This is a genomic window from Coprococcus sp. LG101-27 (genome assembly GCF_027695515.1).
Lineage (GTDB): Bacteria > Bacillota > Clostridia > Lachnospirales > Lachnospiraceae > Allocoprococcus > Allocoprococcus comes.
In genome coordinates, this window is sequence record NZ_JAQEUJ010000006.1 from 112,878 (window position 1) to 129,777 (window position 16,900).

Annotated in this window: 15 protein-coding genes and 1 other annotated feature; of the genes, 1 reads left to right on the top strand and 14 read right to left on the bottom strand. The window is 42.8% G+C overall.

From position 1 onward, the window contains the following. Nucleotides 1-168: 168 nt before the first annotated feature. The 14 genes from PG766_RS06815 to PG766_RS06880 all read right to left on the bottom strand — a co-directional run bounded on the left by PG766_RS06815 (nucleotide 169) and on the right by PG766_RS06880 (nucleotide 15,530). Entirely contained in the window at nucleotides 169-1,302 is a 1,134-nt protein-coding gene (locus PG766_RS06815) for a toxic anion resistance protein (protein ID WP_055262143.1), read from the bottom strand. A 21-nt stretch (nucleotides 1,303-1,323) separates the two neighbouring features. After that, entirely contained in the window at nucleotides 1,324-2,700 is a 1,377-nt protein-coding gene (locus tag PG766_RS06820) for a 5-bromo-4-chloroindolyl phosphate hydrolysis family protein (RefSeq protein WP_270590662.1), read from the bottom strand. Nucleotides 2,701-2,714: 14 nt separating this feature from the next. Continuing rightward, on the bottom strand, nucleotides 2,715-3,266 hold the full coding sequence (locus tag PG766_RS06825) for a hypothetical protein (RefSeq protein ID WP_055156041.1): 552 nt from the start codon (nucleotides 3,264-3,266) through the stop codon (nucleotides 2,715-2,717). Nucleotides 3,267-3,483: 217 nt separating this feature from the next. Continuing rightward, on the bottom strand, nucleotides 3,484-5,448 hold the full coding sequence (locus tag PG766_RS06830) for an ABC transporter permease (protein WP_270590663.1): 1,965 nt from the start codon (nucleotides 5,446-5,448) through the stop codon (nucleotides 3,484-3,486). Continuing rightward, nucleotides 5,441-6,208 carry an ABC transporter ATP-binding protein gene (locus PG766_RS06835; protein ID WP_055262162.1) on the bottom strand — a complete coding sequence of 256 codons (768 nt, stop codon included), beginning with the start codon at nucleotides 6,206-6,208 and terminating at the stop codon, nucleotides 5,441-5,443. Before PG766_RS06835 ends, PG766_RS06830 begins: the two co-directional genes overlap by 8 nt. A 420-nt stretch (nucleotides 6,209-6,628) precedes the next feature. Next, nucleotides 6,629-7,651: a sensor histidine kinase gene (locus PG766_RS06840; RefSeq protein WP_117824263.1), complete on the bottom strand. Its 1,023-nt coding sequence runs from the start codon at nucleotides 7,649-7,651 to the stop codon at nucleotides 6,629-6,631. After that, nucleotides 7,648-8,319, bottom strand: coding sequence for a response regulator transcription factor (locus PG766_RS06845; RefSeq protein WP_008371417.1), 672 nt, complete (start codon nucleotides 8,317-8,319; stop codon nucleotides 7,648-7,650). Before PG766_RS06845 ends, PG766_RS06840 begins: the two co-directional genes overlap by 4 nt. Nucleotides 8,320-8,332: 13 nt before the next feature. Continuing rightward, the gene (locus PG766_RS06850) at nucleotides 8,333-9,208 is read right to left on the bottom strand and encodes a YitT family protein (protein WP_117557155.1); all 876 of its coding nucleotides are present in this window, start codon (nucleotides 9,206-9,208) and stop codon (nucleotides 8,333-8,335) included. Between the two features lie 252 nt (nucleotides 9,209-9,460). Then, nucleotides 9,461-9,733: a LacI family transcriptional regulator gene (locus PG766_RS06855; protein ID WP_117557156.1), complete on the bottom strand. Its 273-nt coding sequence runs from the start codon at nucleotides 9,731-9,733 to the stop codon at nucleotides 9,461-9,463. A 24-nt stretch (nucleotides 9,734-9,757) separates the two neighbouring features. Next, on the bottom strand, nucleotides 9,758-10,828 hold the full coding sequence (rsmH, locus tag PG766_RS06860; RefSeq protein WP_117834686.1) for a 16S rRNA (cytosine(1402)-N(4))-methyltransferase RsmH: 1,071 nt from the start codon (nucleotides 10,826-10,828) through the stop codon (nucleotides 9,758-9,760). A 50-nt stretch (nucleotides 10,829-10,878) separates the two neighbouring features. After that, complete coding sequence (locus PG766_RS06865) at nucleotides 10,879-11,067, bottom strand: hypothetical protein (RefSeq protein ID WP_173687137.1); 189 nt, start codon at nucleotides 11,065-11,067, stop codon at nucleotides 10,879-10,881. Nucleotides 11,068-11,226: 159 nt separating this feature from the next. Continuing rightward, complete coding sequence (locus PG766_RS06870; protein WP_270590664.1) at nucleotides 11,227-12,981, bottom strand: S8 family peptidase; 1,755 nt, start codon at nucleotides 12,979-12,981, stop codon at nucleotides 11,227-11,229. 67 nt (nucleotides 12,982-13,048) lie between these two features. Beyond that, nucleotides 13,049-14,083, bottom strand: coding sequence for a bile acid:sodium symporter family protein (locus PG766_RS06875; protein ID WP_270590665.1), 1,035 nt, complete (start codon nucleotides 14,081-14,083; stop codon nucleotides 13,049-13,051). A gap of 122 nt (nucleotides 14,084-14,205) precedes the next feature. Further along, nucleotides 14,206-14,451, bottom strand: a binding site (T-box leader). 62 nt (nucleotides 14,452-14,513) lie between these two features. Then, a complete protein-coding gene (locus PG766_RS06880; RefSeq protein WP_270590666.1) occupies nucleotides 14,514-15,530 on the bottom strand; it encodes a glycosyltransferase family 2 protein in 1,017 nt (338 codons plus the stop codon). A 143-nt stretch (nucleotides 15,531-15,673) separates the two neighbouring features. On the opposite strand from PG766_RS06880, the gene PG766_RS06885 reads away from it, so the two are divergent. Next, nucleotides 15,674-16,894, top strand: coding sequence for a 6-phosphofructokinase (locus tag PG766_RS06885; RefSeq protein ID WP_117557208.1), 1,221 nt, complete (start codon nucleotides 15,674-15,676; stop codon nucleotides 16,892-16,894). The last annotated feature ends 6 nt before the right edge of the window (nucleotides 16,895-16,900 follow it).

Consider the following 16,900-nt stretch of genomic DNA (forward strand, 5'->3'; position numbering starts at 1 on the left):
CACGAAATCCAGAGGACTGCTGAGCCGAATAATCATCAAGATTATTCAGCGAATCAGTCCGGTATCCAAAATTACCGGCTACCTTTTTACCTACGGACTCTTCGCCGCTTTCTCCTCATAAAAAAACAAAATCTACTTGTTCCGGCCTGTATGTCATCCACCAAACGCTTACCCCTGAACCTGTAACAGCTTCGCTTTCAGTTCAGCTTCGATGCGTTGCATTTCCACCTCTGCCTGCTGACGTTTCTGGCGGCCTTCCTGTTGGATCTGCATGACTTCATCGAAGGTTGCGATCAGCGATTCATTGGTTGCTTTTAAGGTTTCAATATCTACGATTCCACGCTCGGATTCTTTGGCAGTCTCTACAGTAGCAATCTTCAGCTTTTCTGCGTTCTTGCGCAGGAGTTCATTGGTCATATCGTTGACCTCTCTCTGGGCTGCGGCTGCCTGTGCGGAATGTTCTACACCAAGGGCGAGTACCATCTGGCTTTTCCAGAGTGGAATCGTATTGACGAGTGTAGACTGGATTTTTTCTGCCATCATTGTGTCGTTTCCCTGTACCAGACGGATCTGTGGTGCGGTCTGCATGGCGATTGTCTTGGTCAGTTCCAGATCATGCAGCTTTTTCTCAAAACGTTCGCATCTGGAATCCAGATCTTTTGCTGCCTGTGCATCCTCGGCAAGTCCACTTGCCATCGCTTTATTCTTCAGTTCCTGTAGCTCACCGTTTCTTGTCTCGGCAAGCTTCTGCTTTCCGGCAAGCACATACATGGCCAATTCTTTATAATATGTCAGGTTCACTTCATACATCTTGTCCAGAAGCGCAATGTCTTTCATAAGCTGCACTTCGTGAGATTCCAGTGCTTTGACAATATTGTTTACATTGGTTTCTGCTTTTGCATATTTGGCTTTCATTGCCTGGATCTTGTTTCCGCCTTTTTTGAAGATTCCGAGAAATCCTTTTTCCTCTTCCTCATCAAATCCTTTCAGTTCTGTCACCACATCACTTAACAGTGTGCCAACCTCTCCAAGATCTTTTGTTTTTACATTTTCCAGTGCTTTTTCTGAAAAATCTGCGATCTTCTTCTGGGTTCCGGCTCCGTACTGAAGAATCATGTTCGAATTGGCGAGATCAATTTTTTCTGCAAATGCACTGACCATATTCTTTTCTTCCGGTGTCAGGACGATCTCCGGTGTTTCCGGTTCTGCCTCCTGATAAATCTGCGGAGTCTCTTTTTTTTCTTCCTGGAACGGATCCAGCGTCAGCTCCGGTGTCACATTAAATTCTTCAAAATCGTTCATACTCTTCTTCCTCCTGCGACTTTATTTTTTCATTCCGTCCTCTTTCAGACCTTCCTGTGCAAGCATGGTATTCAATACGGAAATATCCGATGAGACATCCCACATGGTATCCTGAAACAGGTCATCCAAAAGCTTCTCAAACGCCGTATTTAAAGTATCGAGCGTTGCCTCAATCTCACGTTTTGCAGTCTGGATATTTTCTCCATCAACCGGCTGTCTGTCAAGCTGTTCATATGCTTCCAGAAGCTTGATCGTCGTCGGAAGATAATATTCCATCAGCTTACGGATATCCGAAACTGACTGTGGATTTTCTTCCACCCGGTCGAAGATCCGGTCTACCAGCATCTCCATCCGGCTGATCTTTGCGGAAATCTCTTCTCCCGGAATGGCTTCATTACACTCGTGGATCTTTCTGATAAAAGCATCCCCCTGGTCAATGATCTTCTGCACCTCCGGTGCCAGCTTTTCATTCTTTGCTTCTTTTTCTTTTGTATTTTCCTGTGTCTTCTCTTCTTTCTTTACCGGCTCTTCCGCTTTCGACTGCTGTCTGCGGGTTTCGATCTGTAAATATTCTTCATAAGCACGGTTTGACAAGATCAGGCATTTCTTCTCACCATCCATGTGCCCCTGACGGAACCAGCCTTTGGAAATCATTCTTTCCAGATCCTTTGTCACAAATTTTATGGATTTTCCGGAATTGCTTCCGATCTCCGAAATATTGCAATACTCTCTGCCTGCAATCCTGCGGCTATAGTTCTTGAATCTTCCAACCTGTTTCAGAAGCTTAATGCCCCATCCTGTGATCATGCCACTTGCTGCCGTAAACAGTCCAAATACCGCACGCATGATCCATAAAGCCCCCGGACTTTCCGGCAAAGAAGCAATACAAGATGCAAGGAACAGAATCAGAAATATAAGTGCCATGCTTCCGCCTACTGCGATCATGACAATTCCGCCTGCCTTTGTTCCCGTCGTCGATCCATACAAGACAGGTGACTGCTGTGCATTGCTGTATCCATACCGGCTGCTGCCCTTTGATTCCGCCTTATAGTCCTGCATTTCCGGATTCCATGCTCTTCCATTTCCATCCGTTCCGCTCCACCTGTAAGTTCCAAACGGAGGTACACCTCCTCCAGGCGTTCTTCCCCATCTGTCAGCCCCGCCCATCTGTCCATATCTTCTACGCGGTCCTCCCTGACCTCTTCCCATATTTCTCGTTGCCTGATCAAACGCATTTCCAAAAGAACGCATGCCCTGTTCTGCGCCATTTACCGCACCGTTCACTGCCCGGTTGATCGTATCCGTGATCGTCTGGTTCAGCCTCCGGTAATCCTGCGAGTCTACAGCATCTTGCACGGTTCGTCTGATCTCTTCTCCAAATCTTTCCCAATCCTGCATTTTCAGCTTCTCCTTTATTTTGAAAACTTGATCCTGTCGTCAATTCCGTGCGAAAGAACATAATCAAAAACGGTCTTTGGCACCAGATCATCCCACTTTTCATCTGCCAGGATCCTCTGCCGGATCTGGGAACCTGATACCCCTTTTTCCTCTTTGGTCCTTCTCCAGAGAACTTCCACCGGAATTCCAAGCTTCTCAAAACGCTTCTCATTGTTCGCAGTCCATTCATCACAGATACTCATAAAGCAGACCGCACCCTCCGGCAGATACTGCCCCAGATATTCCACTCTGTCAATCGGAAATGGGATGATCTCAAACTCTTCTCTCGGCACTCCGAAACTGAGCAACGTATCACGAAGCATCTCATAACGCTCAATATAAGTCAGAGGATTAGCGCTCCGTCTTACCCGGTAATTGTCTTCCTCACCCCCTGATACGTGCAGATCATCCGACATAGTGATTCCTATATAAAGCCTTTTGCAGCGCATCTTTGCTGCCAGAATATATTCCACATGTTTGAGATGCAGAATCTGAAATCTTCCATATACCAGCCCTTTTTCTATCATTTATACGTCCCTTGCTTTCTGTAATTTTATCTTTTCAATGATGTTGAGGTCAAAAGGTATTTTAACCCTTTTGATACCAGATTGCTACGTGCTTTGCACTCTCGCAATCCTTTTCAATTAGTCTATCTGTATTCTACTACAGAACGGTCGTTCTTAGCAAGAAATACCTCTGTATACGACAAAAAGATGACTTTCGTCACCTTTTTGTCTTTTTCTTCTATTCAACGATTTTATAATATTCTTTTGCTGTTATCACAAATACGATCACATAAAAGACGGCAAAGATTCCCACTGTACCGGCAGTGCATCCGAAGAACAGCTTTGTATTTTTCAGATAAAATATGGCTAAAAGCTTTGTGATCACCGGAAATGCAACTGCAATATGGATGATTGCCATCGCAAGCGGCAGGAAGAATACCATCAGGATCTGGCTGCGGATCGAGCTTTTGACCTCGCGTTTGCTCATTCCTACCTTCTGCATGATCTGATAGCGTTCTCTGTCATCAAAGCCTTCGGAAATCTGTTTGTAATAAATGATCAGCACCGTTGCCATCAGGAACAGGCTTCCAAGATACATTCCAATAAAAAACACACCGCCATACAGGCCAAAGAAAGTCTCTTTTTCAAGATATCTTCCCTGTACACCAGTATGTTCAAATTCACTTTCTGCCTGTGCTTTCAACTCTTTGACAGCTTTCAGCTTCTGATCTTCGCTGCCCCTTAAATTGAATGACTCCCTCCATTTTACCGGTTTGTCCTCTGCCTCGAGCTGGTATTTTTTCAGATAATCTTTCATAAACTCTTTTTCATCGCTGACGATCATATAATATACATTTTCTGTATTAGAATCACTCTTCTTTCCAAAAGGTGCAGTATCCAGTTCCTTCTTGACCATCCATGTTTCCTCATCAATCCTGATCTTATCCTTTCCGTAATTTTCCCCATTTGTAAAAAGAATAGCTTCCTTATCCCCAAGCTCCATCCTTTCGCCTGTCAGCTGATTATAATCTGCCAACCTAATCACATCAAAAAACACTATATCAGATGACGAATTATCCTTTATCATAGCAGAAGTATATTCTTCTCCGTTTTTTATCTTAACAAGCTCTGCCATATGCCAGCTCTTCTCATCTGTGATCTCTACCTGATTATCCCGGCAGATCTTTTCCACCATGTCATGCAGCTTCTTATTTTCCACATCATCAGATACCGAATTTGTGATATACACTTCCTGCGGATACCTTGTTCTTAAGACATCCTCCTTTCCAATGTACAAAGATACGGTAGACGAAATGATCACCAGAACCATAGTACTGAGTACACAGATATTTGACAGCCCGACTGCATTCTGCTTCATTCGGTAAAGCATGCCGGATACGGATGTAAAATGCTTTGTTTTATAATAGAAATTTTTGTTTTTCCGAAGCAGCTTTAAAAAAGCAATACTTCCTGCTGTAAAAAGCGCATAGGTTCCGATAATGACACAGATTACTGCGACAAAGAAAAGTTGAAGCGCCTTAAGTGGTTCTTTTGTCGTAATCGCAATGTAATAACCGATTCCAAGGAAAATGATTCCAGCCATAGTCAGGAACCATTTGGTTTTTGGCTCGCGCTCGCCCTGACTTCCCGCATGCAGAAGATCGATTGGATTGGCAAGCCGGATCTGCAAAAGATTATAGATCAGAGTCAATGCAAAGATCAGTGTGAAAAAGAGAACGGTATTTCCGGCAATCTCCCATGACATCCGAAATGCCAGTTTATCGTCATAATGAATCATTCTTTTCAAAAGTGCATACATCAGCTTTGCAAGCGCAGTTCCGAAAAAGATTCCACCCAGGATACTGACCGCACCGGTTACAACCGTCTCGATCACCAGCATTTTCGCAAGCTGCGGTTTCCCCATTCCGAGAATATGATACACTCCGATTTCTCTTTTCCTTCTTTTGATCAGAAAACTGTTGGTGTAAAACAGAAAGATCAGTGCAAATGTTTCTATTACATGAACACTCAGACTTAAAATAATCTGTAATGCTTCCTGGTTCATTGGCGAATTTGCCGCCAGATTCGCCATCATATAATACATCATCACCGTTAAAATGGCAGTCAGTACATAGGGAATATATGTCTTCCGGTTATTTTTCAGATTGGAAATGGCAAGCTTTGTATAAATCGATCTATTCACGGTGCTCACCTCCTGTAGTGAGAACCGTCAAGGTGTCGGTGATCTTCTGGTACATCTCGTCACTGGTCAGATTGCCACGGTAAAGCTGATGAAAAACTTCCCCATCCTTGATGAAGAGGACTCTCTTTGCCGTGCTCGCTGCTTTGACACTGTGCGTTACCATGACAATCGTCTGCCCGTTATCGTTGATCGCATTAAAGAGTCCCAGAAGCTCATCCGTCGATCTGGAATCAAGCGCACCGCTCGGTTCATCGGCAAGGATCAGCTGCGGTTGTGTGATCAGAGCACGTGCAATGGCTGCTCTCTGCTTCTGTCCACCGGATACTTCATATGGATATTTGTTCAGAAGCTTACTGATTCCCAACTGCTCTGCGATCGGCGCGATCCGACTCTCCATTTCCGTGTATTTCTTTCCAGACAAAACCAGCGGAAGGAAAATATTATCCTTCAGGGTTAGTGTATCCAAAAGGTTGAAATCCTGAAAGACGAATCCAAGATTCTGCCGCCGGAATGCTGCCATCTCTTTTTCCCGGATCTTGCTGAGATCATTCCCTTTTAAGTAAACCTTTCCACCAGTCGGCTTATCAAGTGCAGCCAGGATATTCAGAAGTGTAGTTTTGCCACTTCCGCTTTCTCCCATAATTGCTACATATTCGCCTGCTTCTACGGAAAAGCTGACGTTATGCAGCGCCTCTACCTGATTTCCTCCGAAACGGGTTGTGTATATCTTTTTTACGTTCTTTACGTCAAGTAATGCCATGGTTTTTATGACCTGCCCTTCTTTTTTATTTGATAAAGTCATTATAAAAAAGTAAGGGATTTCCTTCCATCGAAGTAAATGACAATTTGTGTGGGGTTTCTTACATTTTTGTAAGGATCGGGTTGGAAAAGACTCATTTGGTGAAAGAGACGCCGCCAGAAAAAATAAATATTCCAAATTCCTTTGTGCAAACCATTCCGATGAACCACTTAGGACGGGAATCATGTTCGGCAATGGCCTCCATGATTCCTGTGTTTCATCTCCATTGCACAAACATGGAATTTTCCATATTTATTTTTTCTGGCGGCTGTTTTGTTCAAATGGATAAACTTTTTGCAACTGATAGATCCTTACCCAAAAGTAAATCATAGTTCTGTTCCGTTGTTGGAAGTTTTTTCGTTTTTGTACCGATAGACTCCATTACTCTATTCGTCTGGATTCACGGTCAAAGTTTAGATATACTTTTGTTCCTTTTTCTGGTTTTGATTCAATCCAGATAGTATGATGGAGACGATCTATGATTGTCTTACAGAGATATAATCCTATTCCAGTGGATTTTTTATTCGCTCTTCCATTGTAGCCGGTAAAGCCTTTTTCGAAGATTCTTGGGAGGTCCTCTTCTGCAATGCCGATTCCGTTATCGGAGATCACCAGAGTTTTTTCTTCTGTGTAGATTGATATTTCTCCGCCTCTTGCGTATTTAACTGCATTGGAGAGAATTTGTTCGATGACGAAGGTCAGCCACTTTTCATCGGTCAGGATCTTCTGATCCTGGATTTCAAGGTGAAGTCTTGTCCTGGTCATGATGAACATCTGGGAATATTTGCGGACTGCCTGGCGGACGATTTCTTCCAGGCTGCAGATCCGGAAGGCGTAATCGGAGGTTGCGGAACCCATTCTGAGATAGGTGAGTACCATATCCACATATTGTTCAATCCGGAACACCTCCATTTTCATGCTTCGGGTAAGTTCCTGTGCTTTCGGGCTTTCCTGTACTTCTTCCAGTTCTTCCCCGCTCTGGATCAGGACACCGAGTGCTGCAATTGGAGTCTTGATCTGATGAACCCACATGCTGTAATAATCAGACAGCTCCTGTTTTTCAATCTGCACAGAGGATTCCAGCTCTTTTTTCTCTTCGTAAAGCTGCCGGATCAATTCCTGGTACATTTCGCTTTCCCGGCTTTCTGCCTCCGGAAATCCTCCCGCCTCTGTCCGGATTTTTCCCTGATTTTCTTCCAGTATTCTTTGTCTTTTTTCATATCGTATGAAAACAAGTGTAAACCAGATCACATTCCATAAAATCACCAGAAGGAACGCATATCCTGCAATCTCCACCGGAATTTCATAGATCCAGAAGATGACTGCAAAGAGAATGCCCGAAACAAGAACCGCTATTCTCTCCGGTCTTTTTTCTTTCCAAAATGCCCTTAAAATCTCTGTCATACCAGCATGTACCCGATTCCTTTCTTTGTCCGGATCACATCATGCATTCCGGCTTCCTCCAGCTTTTTCCGAAGTCTCGCCACATTTACTGTAAGTGTATTATCATCGATGAATTCGTCACTTTCCCAGAGTCTGGTCATGATCGCATCTCTGGTCACAAATTTTCCTGCGCTCTCAAAAAACATCTGACAGATCTTGAACTCATTCTTGGTGAGTTCAATCTTCTGCCCGGCTATTGTAAGTGATGCATCTCCCAAATTCAGCAGCATTTCTCCATGCTCAATGATATTTGCCGTTCCCTGAAGTGCATATGCTCTTCTAAGCACCGCCTGCACCTTTGCTGTCACTACATTCAGATCAAACGGCTTCTCGATAAACTCATCTCCGCCCATGTTCATTGCCATCACGATATTCATGTTGTCATTCATCGATGACAGAAAGATGATCGGCACATTGGACAGTTTCCGGATCTCCTGGCACCAGTAGAATCCATTGTAAAACGGAAGCCCGATATCCAGGATTACAAGCTGTGGATCTGTCTTTTTAAATTCTTCCATTACATTTTTGAAATCACGTACACATACTGTCTTATAATTCCACTTTTTCAAATGCGATGCCAGCCGCTCTGCGATCGTGTTATCGTCTTCAACAATCAGTATTTTATACATTTATTCCTGACTCCTAAACTCTCTTCTGGAAGTTTCCGTACACCTTAACCCCTTCATCTACCGTAGTAAATGCTTCCGGATCCAGTAAATACACCATGTTCAGGATATCTTCTACTTCAAATTTATTCACGATCGTCACCAGAACATAATTGTCTTCACTCGTAAATGCACCTTCACCATTCCACTGCGTAACACCACGTCCGGTTTCTTTCATGATTGCCTCTGCGATTCCCTTCTTCTTCGTGAAAATCAGCATTCTCACATTGATGTTCTGAAAATGCATCCTGTCCAGAGTTACCGTGTAGAAGAACAGGTAGACAACCGAATAAATCACCGTTGAGATATCAAAAACTAAAAGATAAATGGCATACAGTATCAGATTGAAGATGGTTCCCAGTTTTCCAACGGACATTCCCGCATATTTTTTCGCCATCCAGATACCGATAACCTCGATTCCACCACCACTTCCTTTTGCCGTCAGCATGATTCCGATTCCGGCTCCGGTTACAACACCACCGATGATGATTCCAATAACCGGATCAGCGATCACTGCTGTTGCCGGAGTTGGTACGATTGAAGTAAATAAACTGATTCCTACCGTTCCAAGGATTGTATTTATAAAAAATGTCTTTCCGATTTTAAACCATGCAATAAATAAAATCGGAATGTTGAGCAGTAAATAAATGATACCATACAGGTTCAGACCTGCAATTTCCTTAATCCCGATCTGTCCTGCTCCATAACTTAACAGCTGTGCAAGACCAACTGCTCCCCCGCTGTATAAATTCATAGGGATAATAAATACATTCAGACCAACTGCGTAGATCAGACAGCCCACTATGATCCAGGCAACCTGCATTCCCCTCTTCTGTGGCAAAAAATTGTTCATACTTTTTCTTTCCTCCTTGCTTCCGTTTTGATACCAGATATTTCATAACTTTTCCATACAGTATATCACGCCGGCATCTGAATTTGTAGACTAAAGTACAAATCGGCTTATAATTTTCTGTTATATATTTTAATCATTTTTCAAATAACAAAAGATGCCGCTCTGTTATCTGTTTTGATAACTTTGCAGCATCTTTCTACTCTTTTTTTTTATCCAACGTGACGCTCAAATCTCTTAAATCCAAGAATATTTTCAATCCGATCCATTGCATCCTTTTTTACTGATATACTCAGCGACTTCCTTCATAGCCTGATAATTATCAATCTGCACACTTCCCATATTACCACTCTTTTCAATCTTACGGTCAATAAATACAACTGGGATTGATAAATCTGCAAGTAGCTTGTTACTGGTCGCATAATCCGAACTGACATAAATGATCCCATCTACCATTCTGGATTTTAACACATTCAAAAACTTTTCTTCCTGCACCGCATTATGATCCTTGATTTTTGTTTTGTCAATATTCTAATCAGCCTACACTTACTTTTACTCCGCCTTCACAGCCCAGCGCATCTTCGTAGATCTTGCACGCCCATTCTGTGCACACTCTTCTGCCGAAGGTCGGACTACATCTTTGGCATATTCGGAATAAACTCCCTCGCGATATCCTGCTTTTAAAGCTTTCTTCACCAGTTTGTCTTCTCCTGAATGGAACGTCAGGATCGCTACTCTTCCCCCCGGTTTCAAAGCGCCCGGCAGTTTTTCCATAAATTCATAGAGTACTTCAAATTCATGATTCACGTCAATTCGAAGTGCCTGGAAAGTCCGCTGACAGGTCTTTCTGATGATATCTTTTTTCTCCTTATTTTCCGGAAGGAAAGACAAGGTCTGTTCGATCACCTGACGTAGCTTTGTCGTAGTATCAATCCGGTGTCCTTTCCGGATTTCTTCGGTGATTGCCTTTGCCAGTTCTTCACAATACGGCTCATCCGAATTTTCATATAACATCCCGGCAAGTTCTTCTCTTGAAATTGTATCCAGTCTCTCGGCTGCACTGATCCCTTTTTCCTGATTCAGTCGCAGATCCAGAGGTCCGTCCACTTTGAAAGAAAATCCTCTCTTCGGGTTGTCAATCTGCATGGAAGACACACCCAGATCAGCCAAAATAAAATCAAATCCCCCAACTTCTTTTGCAATCTCATCGATAGTACAAAAGTTCTGAAGACGGATTGTTAAAATATCCTCCCCAAATCCCTGTTCTTCCAGACGTTTTTTTGTCTTTGCAGATTCTTCCGGATCTACATCTGTCGCGTAAATGTGCCCCTTTCCTTCCAGACATTTCAGCATTGCTTTTGTATGTCCGCCATAGCCAAGCGTTGCATCAAATCCCACCTCTCCCGGCTGGATCTTCAAGAAGTCAAGAATTTCCTGCACCATGATCGAAATGTGCATTCCGGCAGGTGTATTTCCTTTCTGAATGACATGGGCAATCATGTCCTGATATTTCTCCGGCTGTAATTCTTTGTATTTTTCTTCAAATTTTCGTGGATATTTCCCCTTGTACCTTGTGCGGCGCTTATGAACACCTTGCTCAGTGTTCTTTTCCTGTTCTGACATACATTGTCTCCTTACTTGTTAATTTATTTTTGGTTTTTTCGAATCTCTGGTCAACTCCATCGATTTTGTTGACTCATTGCCATTTTCTCAACGTTTTCCATATTTTTCTTAATATTATTTTGTTCGACTGTAACTTGAACAGCTGCTACTTTTAACTGACCATCCATTTTGCCTTCTTTCTTCAAAATATTAATTTGTTTAAACTCACTATACTCTATCACTCTATCAGCGTAAAGCATTTTTTACAAATCGCCCTATTTTTGTGCATATACAGTTTTGAGTTGTGCATGTTGCATAATTTTTCTTTTTACCTATTAACTGAACAAATTTAAGGTTAACAACTGAATAAAGCTATGTTTTCAGATTGTTTTTCGAGGTGTTATTATAAATATAACATTTTAATCTGGCAGGCTTCTCTCCAAACAGAGTCGTCCATATCCCACCTCACGGTTCGGATACTTTCCAAATCCCGGCAACTCTCTCGCCCCGCGCCGGAGATACGCCTTCACCTTCTCCCCATACAAAAACGGATCATTTCCTCTTACGATCCCCCATTCCATCAAAAGTGCCGATGCTCCTGTCACAAACGGCGTTGCGAAAGAAGTTCCACTCACCACTGTCACCCCTCCGCCAACTGCTGTCGTCCTTACGTTCACTCCCGGTGCCACAAGATCCGGCTTCGTCCTTTCATCCTGCCAGGTATATCCCCTTCCCGAAAAAGATGCATAGGAAAAAGTAAGCGCATCATACGCTCCAACCGATATCACTTTTTCCGCAGTCGAAGGGATCGTTAAGGTCACTTCTTCATCCGGGTACAGAAATCCCGTCCCTCGGTTTAGTACATTCTCACTCGGCAGCCACAGATCATACTGTCCTTCCACAACCCTTGTCGGATTCAGGATAATCTGCCAGACACCAGACGTAATATAATCCGTCACCGGAATCATATCAATATAAATTTCCTGTGCCACATTATACGGGCTCGGTTTTCCATAATATAATAAAATCTCCGTTTCCCCGATCCGGAATCTCTGCGAACCGAGAACAGATTGTATTGGACCGATCCGCGTCCCCGCAGGAGATACAAATGAAATTTCCACTTCGTCCGTATACGCTTTCCAGATCTGAATATTCAATGTTGGTTCATCTGCCTGTACTGCGAGCTGTATTCTTTCTTCTTTTCTTTTCTGCAGCACTCCAGAAGTATGCCCGGCACTTGCTGCTTCATTTCCGGTCCCTACACAGATCACACTCTTCCAGAAATTCGACAGATCATCAATATACCGTTCTACCAGACTCCTGCCGTCATGAGAACCATATGTATTTCCAAAACTCAGATTGATCGCCACCGGCATCCGAAATTCCAGTGCTTTCCTCACCACATAATCCATCGCCTGCATCAGTTCTGTCGTCCGTGGAAATCCGTCTGGCATAGGCGACCCCATTTTTACCACAATCAGCTCACTCTCCGGTGCCACACCGGCATACAGCTTTCCGCTTCCTCGCCCATTTCCGGCAGCAATCCCTGCAACTGCAGTTCCATGACCGGATATATCCTGACTTGGTACCATTCTTCTCCTTTCCTCTGACGAGTCAGCCTCAAGTGCCCTGTTAATCTGCTCCTCGGTAAATTCCACTCCCATCCGATAACCTTTTGGTGGATTCTTCTCTTCATCCGCATTCGGTCTTAATGACTGATCCCACATCACCCGTATTCTCGTCGTTCCATCTGCATTCCGAAAATCTTCATTCGCATAATCAATCCCCGAATCAATTATCGCCACAAGTACACCCTGTCCACGCATATCAAGAAAGCGGGTATCCTGCACCTCATTGATACAGGATACCCGCTTCCCATTTGCTATTTGAAAAAATAAACGTTTCGGTTTCTCTATATATTCTACCTCAGGAATATCTGAAAGTAAATCAATCCTGGACTGGCTGATCCGAATGATCGCGTACTCATTCTGAAGTTCAACCACCTGGCTTGCCAAGGCTCTTACCTGATCCAGATTGCCCGAATATTTAATAATCAATTCCCATTCCCTGTCAATCGGATGATACCCGACATCCAGGTTCAATGATTTTTCTCTTTCTTCTTCCGTCGCTCCAAGTGCCAGATTTAAAAGATTTTCCAGTTTCTGATCTTCCATATCTTCTTACGCCCTGTAAGTTATTCCTGATATTTTATGACGATCATTCCGAAATTATTTCTGTATTTTATGCTACATTTTCTGCAGCCTGCTTTTTATTTGCAGGCTTTCCTGCTTTTCTCTTATCATATGCTGCAAATAATCCTGCGAGAAGTGTTCCTGAGATAGAATGCCATGTACAGGATACTGCACAGATAATTGCAGATTCCGGTGCCACCGCAAACTGTGCTGTTGTAGTTGCAAGGTTGGTAGCAAGTCCGGCATTCTGCATTCCAACTTCAATAGAAATTGTTCTCTTCTTTGCAGTATTCATACCAGTCAGTCTTCCTGCGCCGTATCCCAGCAGATATCCAAGTCCATTATGAAGAAATACTGCCACAAAAATTACAACTCCTGATTCAAAGAATTTGTCTCCCTGCGAAGAAACCACTCCGCCAACTACACATGCAAGTCCAAGTACTGCAACTCCAGGCATCACTTTCTGAAGCTCTGTAAATGTTTTTTTCTTTCCAAACAGATAATTCAGTAAAAATCCAAAAGCTACCGGAACAATAACGGTCTCAACAATAGATACAAACATCGGAAGTCCTTTGATCGTAATATGCGTTCCGCTTGCAAGAAGTGAAACCATAAGCGGTGTCATAACCGGTGAAATGATTGTGGATACCGTAGTCATTCCTACGGAAAATGCCACATCTCCGCCACACAGATAAGACATGATATTGGAGGATACACCACCCGGACAACAGCCTACAAGGATCAGACCAAGTGCAATTCCATCCGGAAGCTGAAGTACTTTCGTCAGTGCAAATGCAAGAAATGGCATGATCAGATACTGCGCGATTGCGCCGATACAGATATCAAAAGGTCTCTGTGCCAGAATCTTAAAATCTTCGATTGTCAGTGTCAGTCCCATGCTGAACATGATGATTCCGATGATGATCGACTGACAGGTGAACTTGTTGGATACCGGATCAACGAACAATGGGTTATTTACCCATCCCATCATTGCCGGTACAAAGAATGTGACTACTGCAATAGCGATTACCACCAATGATGTATAGTCTGATAAAAATTTGCTTGCTTTTTGTAATGCTTTCATTACAGTTTCCTCCTTTTTCTTTTCGTCCACGCAAAACTGTTCTTCTAATCTTCCGATAACAAAATTCACAGGATTTTTTTGTATACACAGCAACAAAAAAGTCCCTTTCCAGAATCAATCTGAAAAGGGACGAATAAAATCCGCGTTACCACCCTAATTCCACAGATAATAATCTGCGGCACTTCACATACCAACATATGCTATCCATATAACGGTGGATCCCGGCAAAGTCTACTTGCAGATACTTTTTCTGCTTTGGACCCGCTTCTTAGAGAGGATATCCTTATCCGGTTATTACCTGTTCACACCATCCACAGGCTCTCTGAAAATAATGACGGATATGACTTTGTTCTCATCAACGAATTTTGGTGAACCATATTTACTTTAACAGTTATTATAGTCTTCTCTTCGGAAATGTCAAGAAGAAATTTTAATTAAATCCGACAATTCTTCTCGCCACAATGTACGCCAGAGACGAAATCTTTCTTCCTGATCTGCCTGGAAGATTCATGGTCTGTCCAAGGATTCCGTAACGGATCTTCCAATAAGTTCTGTAGTGATTCTTCTTCAGATACTGCCACAGCTCCCGTTTCTTTTCCAGATTCTCTGCATTTTTGGAACGAATCAGAAGAATCGAAGATACCGTCATCATAATTGCAAGATAATTAGTCATATAGGTTCGCAGTTTTTTATTAGAAATCTTGCGCATATCATACATATCAATCATACTCTTTGTGACAAAGATCTGCTGATCCACACGACTGATCATCACCTTTTCATTGACAGACTGATCTTCTCTTCCAATGTAATAACGATAAAAATCCACATCCATATAATACATCTTACGCACATGCGGAAGTGGATAGTAAACATAAATATTGTCCACATAAAATGTATGCTTCGGCAGCCTGAGCTGACATAATTTCAGGAAATCTGTCCGGTAAATAACAGAATGCATCAGAATATACTGTCCCAGATGGAAATGTTTCACATCATTCCAGCCAAAAATCTCTTCCTGTGGAAGCACATTCTTGTACTCAATCACTTTCTTGTGCTCCATTCCTTCTTTTTCGTATACATAGTTGGCAAGCAGCATATCCACCTGCTTTTCTTCATTTTCAAACGTTTTCAGAACATCCAGAATCTTGTATAATGCTTCTTCATCTACCCAGTCATCGCTGTCCACCACTTTAAAATATTTTCCCTCTGCGTGGTCAAGACCTACATTGACCGCATCTCCGTGTCCACCATTTTCCTTATCAACTGCACGGATGATCGTCGGATACTTTTCTTCATACTCATGTGCAATCTTTGAAGTATCATCTTTTGATCCGTCATTAACTATGATAATCTCTACATCTTCTCCACCTTTTAAAATAGATTCCACTGCCCTGTCCATATAAGCTGCCGAGTTATAACACGGAATCGCAAACGATATATATTTCATGTGTATTCTCCTTCTCAATTTAAAGCTCACGTTCCTAGTATAGCCTATTTTTTTTTGTTTTCCAACTGATATTGTAAATTTCACATTTTTCGGCTATAGTTAAAGCTATATGATTACTATGAATAAAGAGGAGGATTTCAACTATGAATCACAATTTACTGGTCGGACAATCAGGTGGTCCTACTGCTGTAATCAACGGAAGTCTCTATGGTGTTGTCTCAGAAGGTCTGGCAAATCCGGAGATTGATAATGTCATCGGTATGGTCAACGGTATCGAAGGTTTTCTTGCCGATCACACAATAGACATGGCACCTTTAAAAGAAAATGGCGAACTGGAACGTATCCGCACCACACCGGGTTCATATCTTGGTTCCTGCCGTTATAAATTACCGGAAGATCTTTCCGATCCGGTTTATCCTGAACTTTTCCAGAAATTTACCGAAAAAGAAATCAGCTATTTCTTCTATATTGGCGGAAATGATTCTATGGATACCGTAAGTAAATTATCCCGCTACGCAGCAACAGTCGGAAGTAATATCCGCATCATCGGAGTTCCGAAAACCATCGACAACGATTTGGTTCTGACCGATCATACCCCGGGCTACGGAAGTGCTGCCAAATATGTTGCTTCTACAGTACGCGAAATTGCAATTGATGCCTCTGTCTATGATAATAAACCATCTGTCACCATCGTCGAGATCATGGGACGCCATGCCGGATGGCTGACCGCCGCAAGCGTTCTTGCCCGCAAATTTAAAGGCGATAATCCGGTTCTTATTTATCTTCCGGAAGTTGCTTTCTCCCCGGATGCATTTATCGAAAAGGTAAAAGAAAAGCTTACTAAAACTTCTAATCTCGTTGTCTGCATTTCCGAAGGAATCAACGATGGTAACGGAACCTTTGTCTGCGAGCTTGCAAGTGATGTCGGCACAGATACTTTCGGTCATAAAATGCTAACCGGCTCCGGAAAGTATCTTGAAAATCTTGTAAAAGAAAAACTTGGTATCAAAGTACGCTCTGTGGAGCTCAATGTCTGCCAGAGATGCTCTTCCTCCTGTTTATCTGCCACAGATCTGGACGAAGCCGCTGCTTCCGGCCGTTTTGCTGTAAGTGCCGCTTTAGATGGTGAAACAGGAAAGATGATCAATTTTATCCGTAAGAGTGATGACCCATACATCCTTGAATTCGGAACTGCAGACGTGAACGAAATCTGTAATAAAGAAAAAGCTGTTCCTGAAGAATGGATCACAAAAGACGGTTCCGACATCGGAGATGAATTCATCGCTTATGCCCGCCCACTGATCCAGGGAAGTGTAGAAGTACCTATGAAAGATGGGCTTCCATACTTCGCATTCCGCAAATAGTCTTGT

Bases quoted from the DNA above. Each gene is read 5' to 3' on its own strand.
- PG766_RS06885 (WP_117557208.1), top strand. From the start codon at position 15,674: ATGAATCACAATTTACTGGTCGGACAATCAGGTGGTCCTACTGCTGTA.
- PG766_RS06880 (WP_270590666.1), bottom strand. From the start codon at position 15,530: ATGAAATATATATCGTTTGCGATTCCGTGTTATAACTCGGCAGCTTAT.
- rsmH (WP_117834686.1), bottom strand. From the start codon at position 10,828: ATGTCAGAACAGGAAAAGAACACTGAGCAAGGTGTTCATAAGCGCCGC.
- PG766_RS06845 (WP_008371417.1), bottom strand. From the start codon at position 8,319: ATGTATAAAATACTGATTGTTGAAGACGATAACACGATCGCAGAGCGG.
- PG766_RS06825 (WP_055156041.1), bottom strand. From the start codon at position 3,266: ATGATAGAAAAAGGGCTGGTATATGGAAGATTTCAGATTCTGCATCTC.
- PG766_RS06870 (WP_270590664.1), bottom strand. From the start codon at position 12,981: ATGGAAGATCAGAAACTGGAAAATCTTTTAAATCTGGCACTTGGAGCG.
- PG766_RS06815 (WP_055262143.1), bottom strand. From the start codon at position 1,302: ATGAACGATTTTGAAGAATTTAATGTGACACCGGAGCTGACGCTGGAT.
- PG766_RS06865 (WP_173687137.1), bottom strand. From the start codon at position 11,067: ATGCTTTACGCTGATAGAGTGATAGAGTATAGTGAGTTTAAACAAATT.
- PG766_RS06835 (WP_055262162.1), bottom strand. From the start codon at position 6,208: ATGGCATTACTTGACGTAAAGAACGTAAAAAAGATATACACAACCCGT.
- PG766_RS06820 (WP_270590662.1), bottom strand. From the start codon at position 2,700: ATGCAGGATTGGGAAAGATTTGGAGAAGAGATCAGACGAACCGTGCAA.
- PG766_RS06840 (WP_117824263.1), bottom strand. From the start codon at position 7,651: ATGACAGAGATTTTAAGGGCATTTTGGAAAGAAAAAAGACCGGAGAGA.
- PG766_RS06875 (WP_270590665.1), bottom strand. From the start codon at position 14,083: ATGAAAGCATTACAAAAAGCAAGCAAATTTTTATCAGACTATACATCA.
- PG766_RS06850 (WP_117557155.1), bottom strand. From the start codon at position 9,208: ATGAACAATTTTTTGCCACAGAAGAGGGGAATGCAGGTTGCCTGGATC.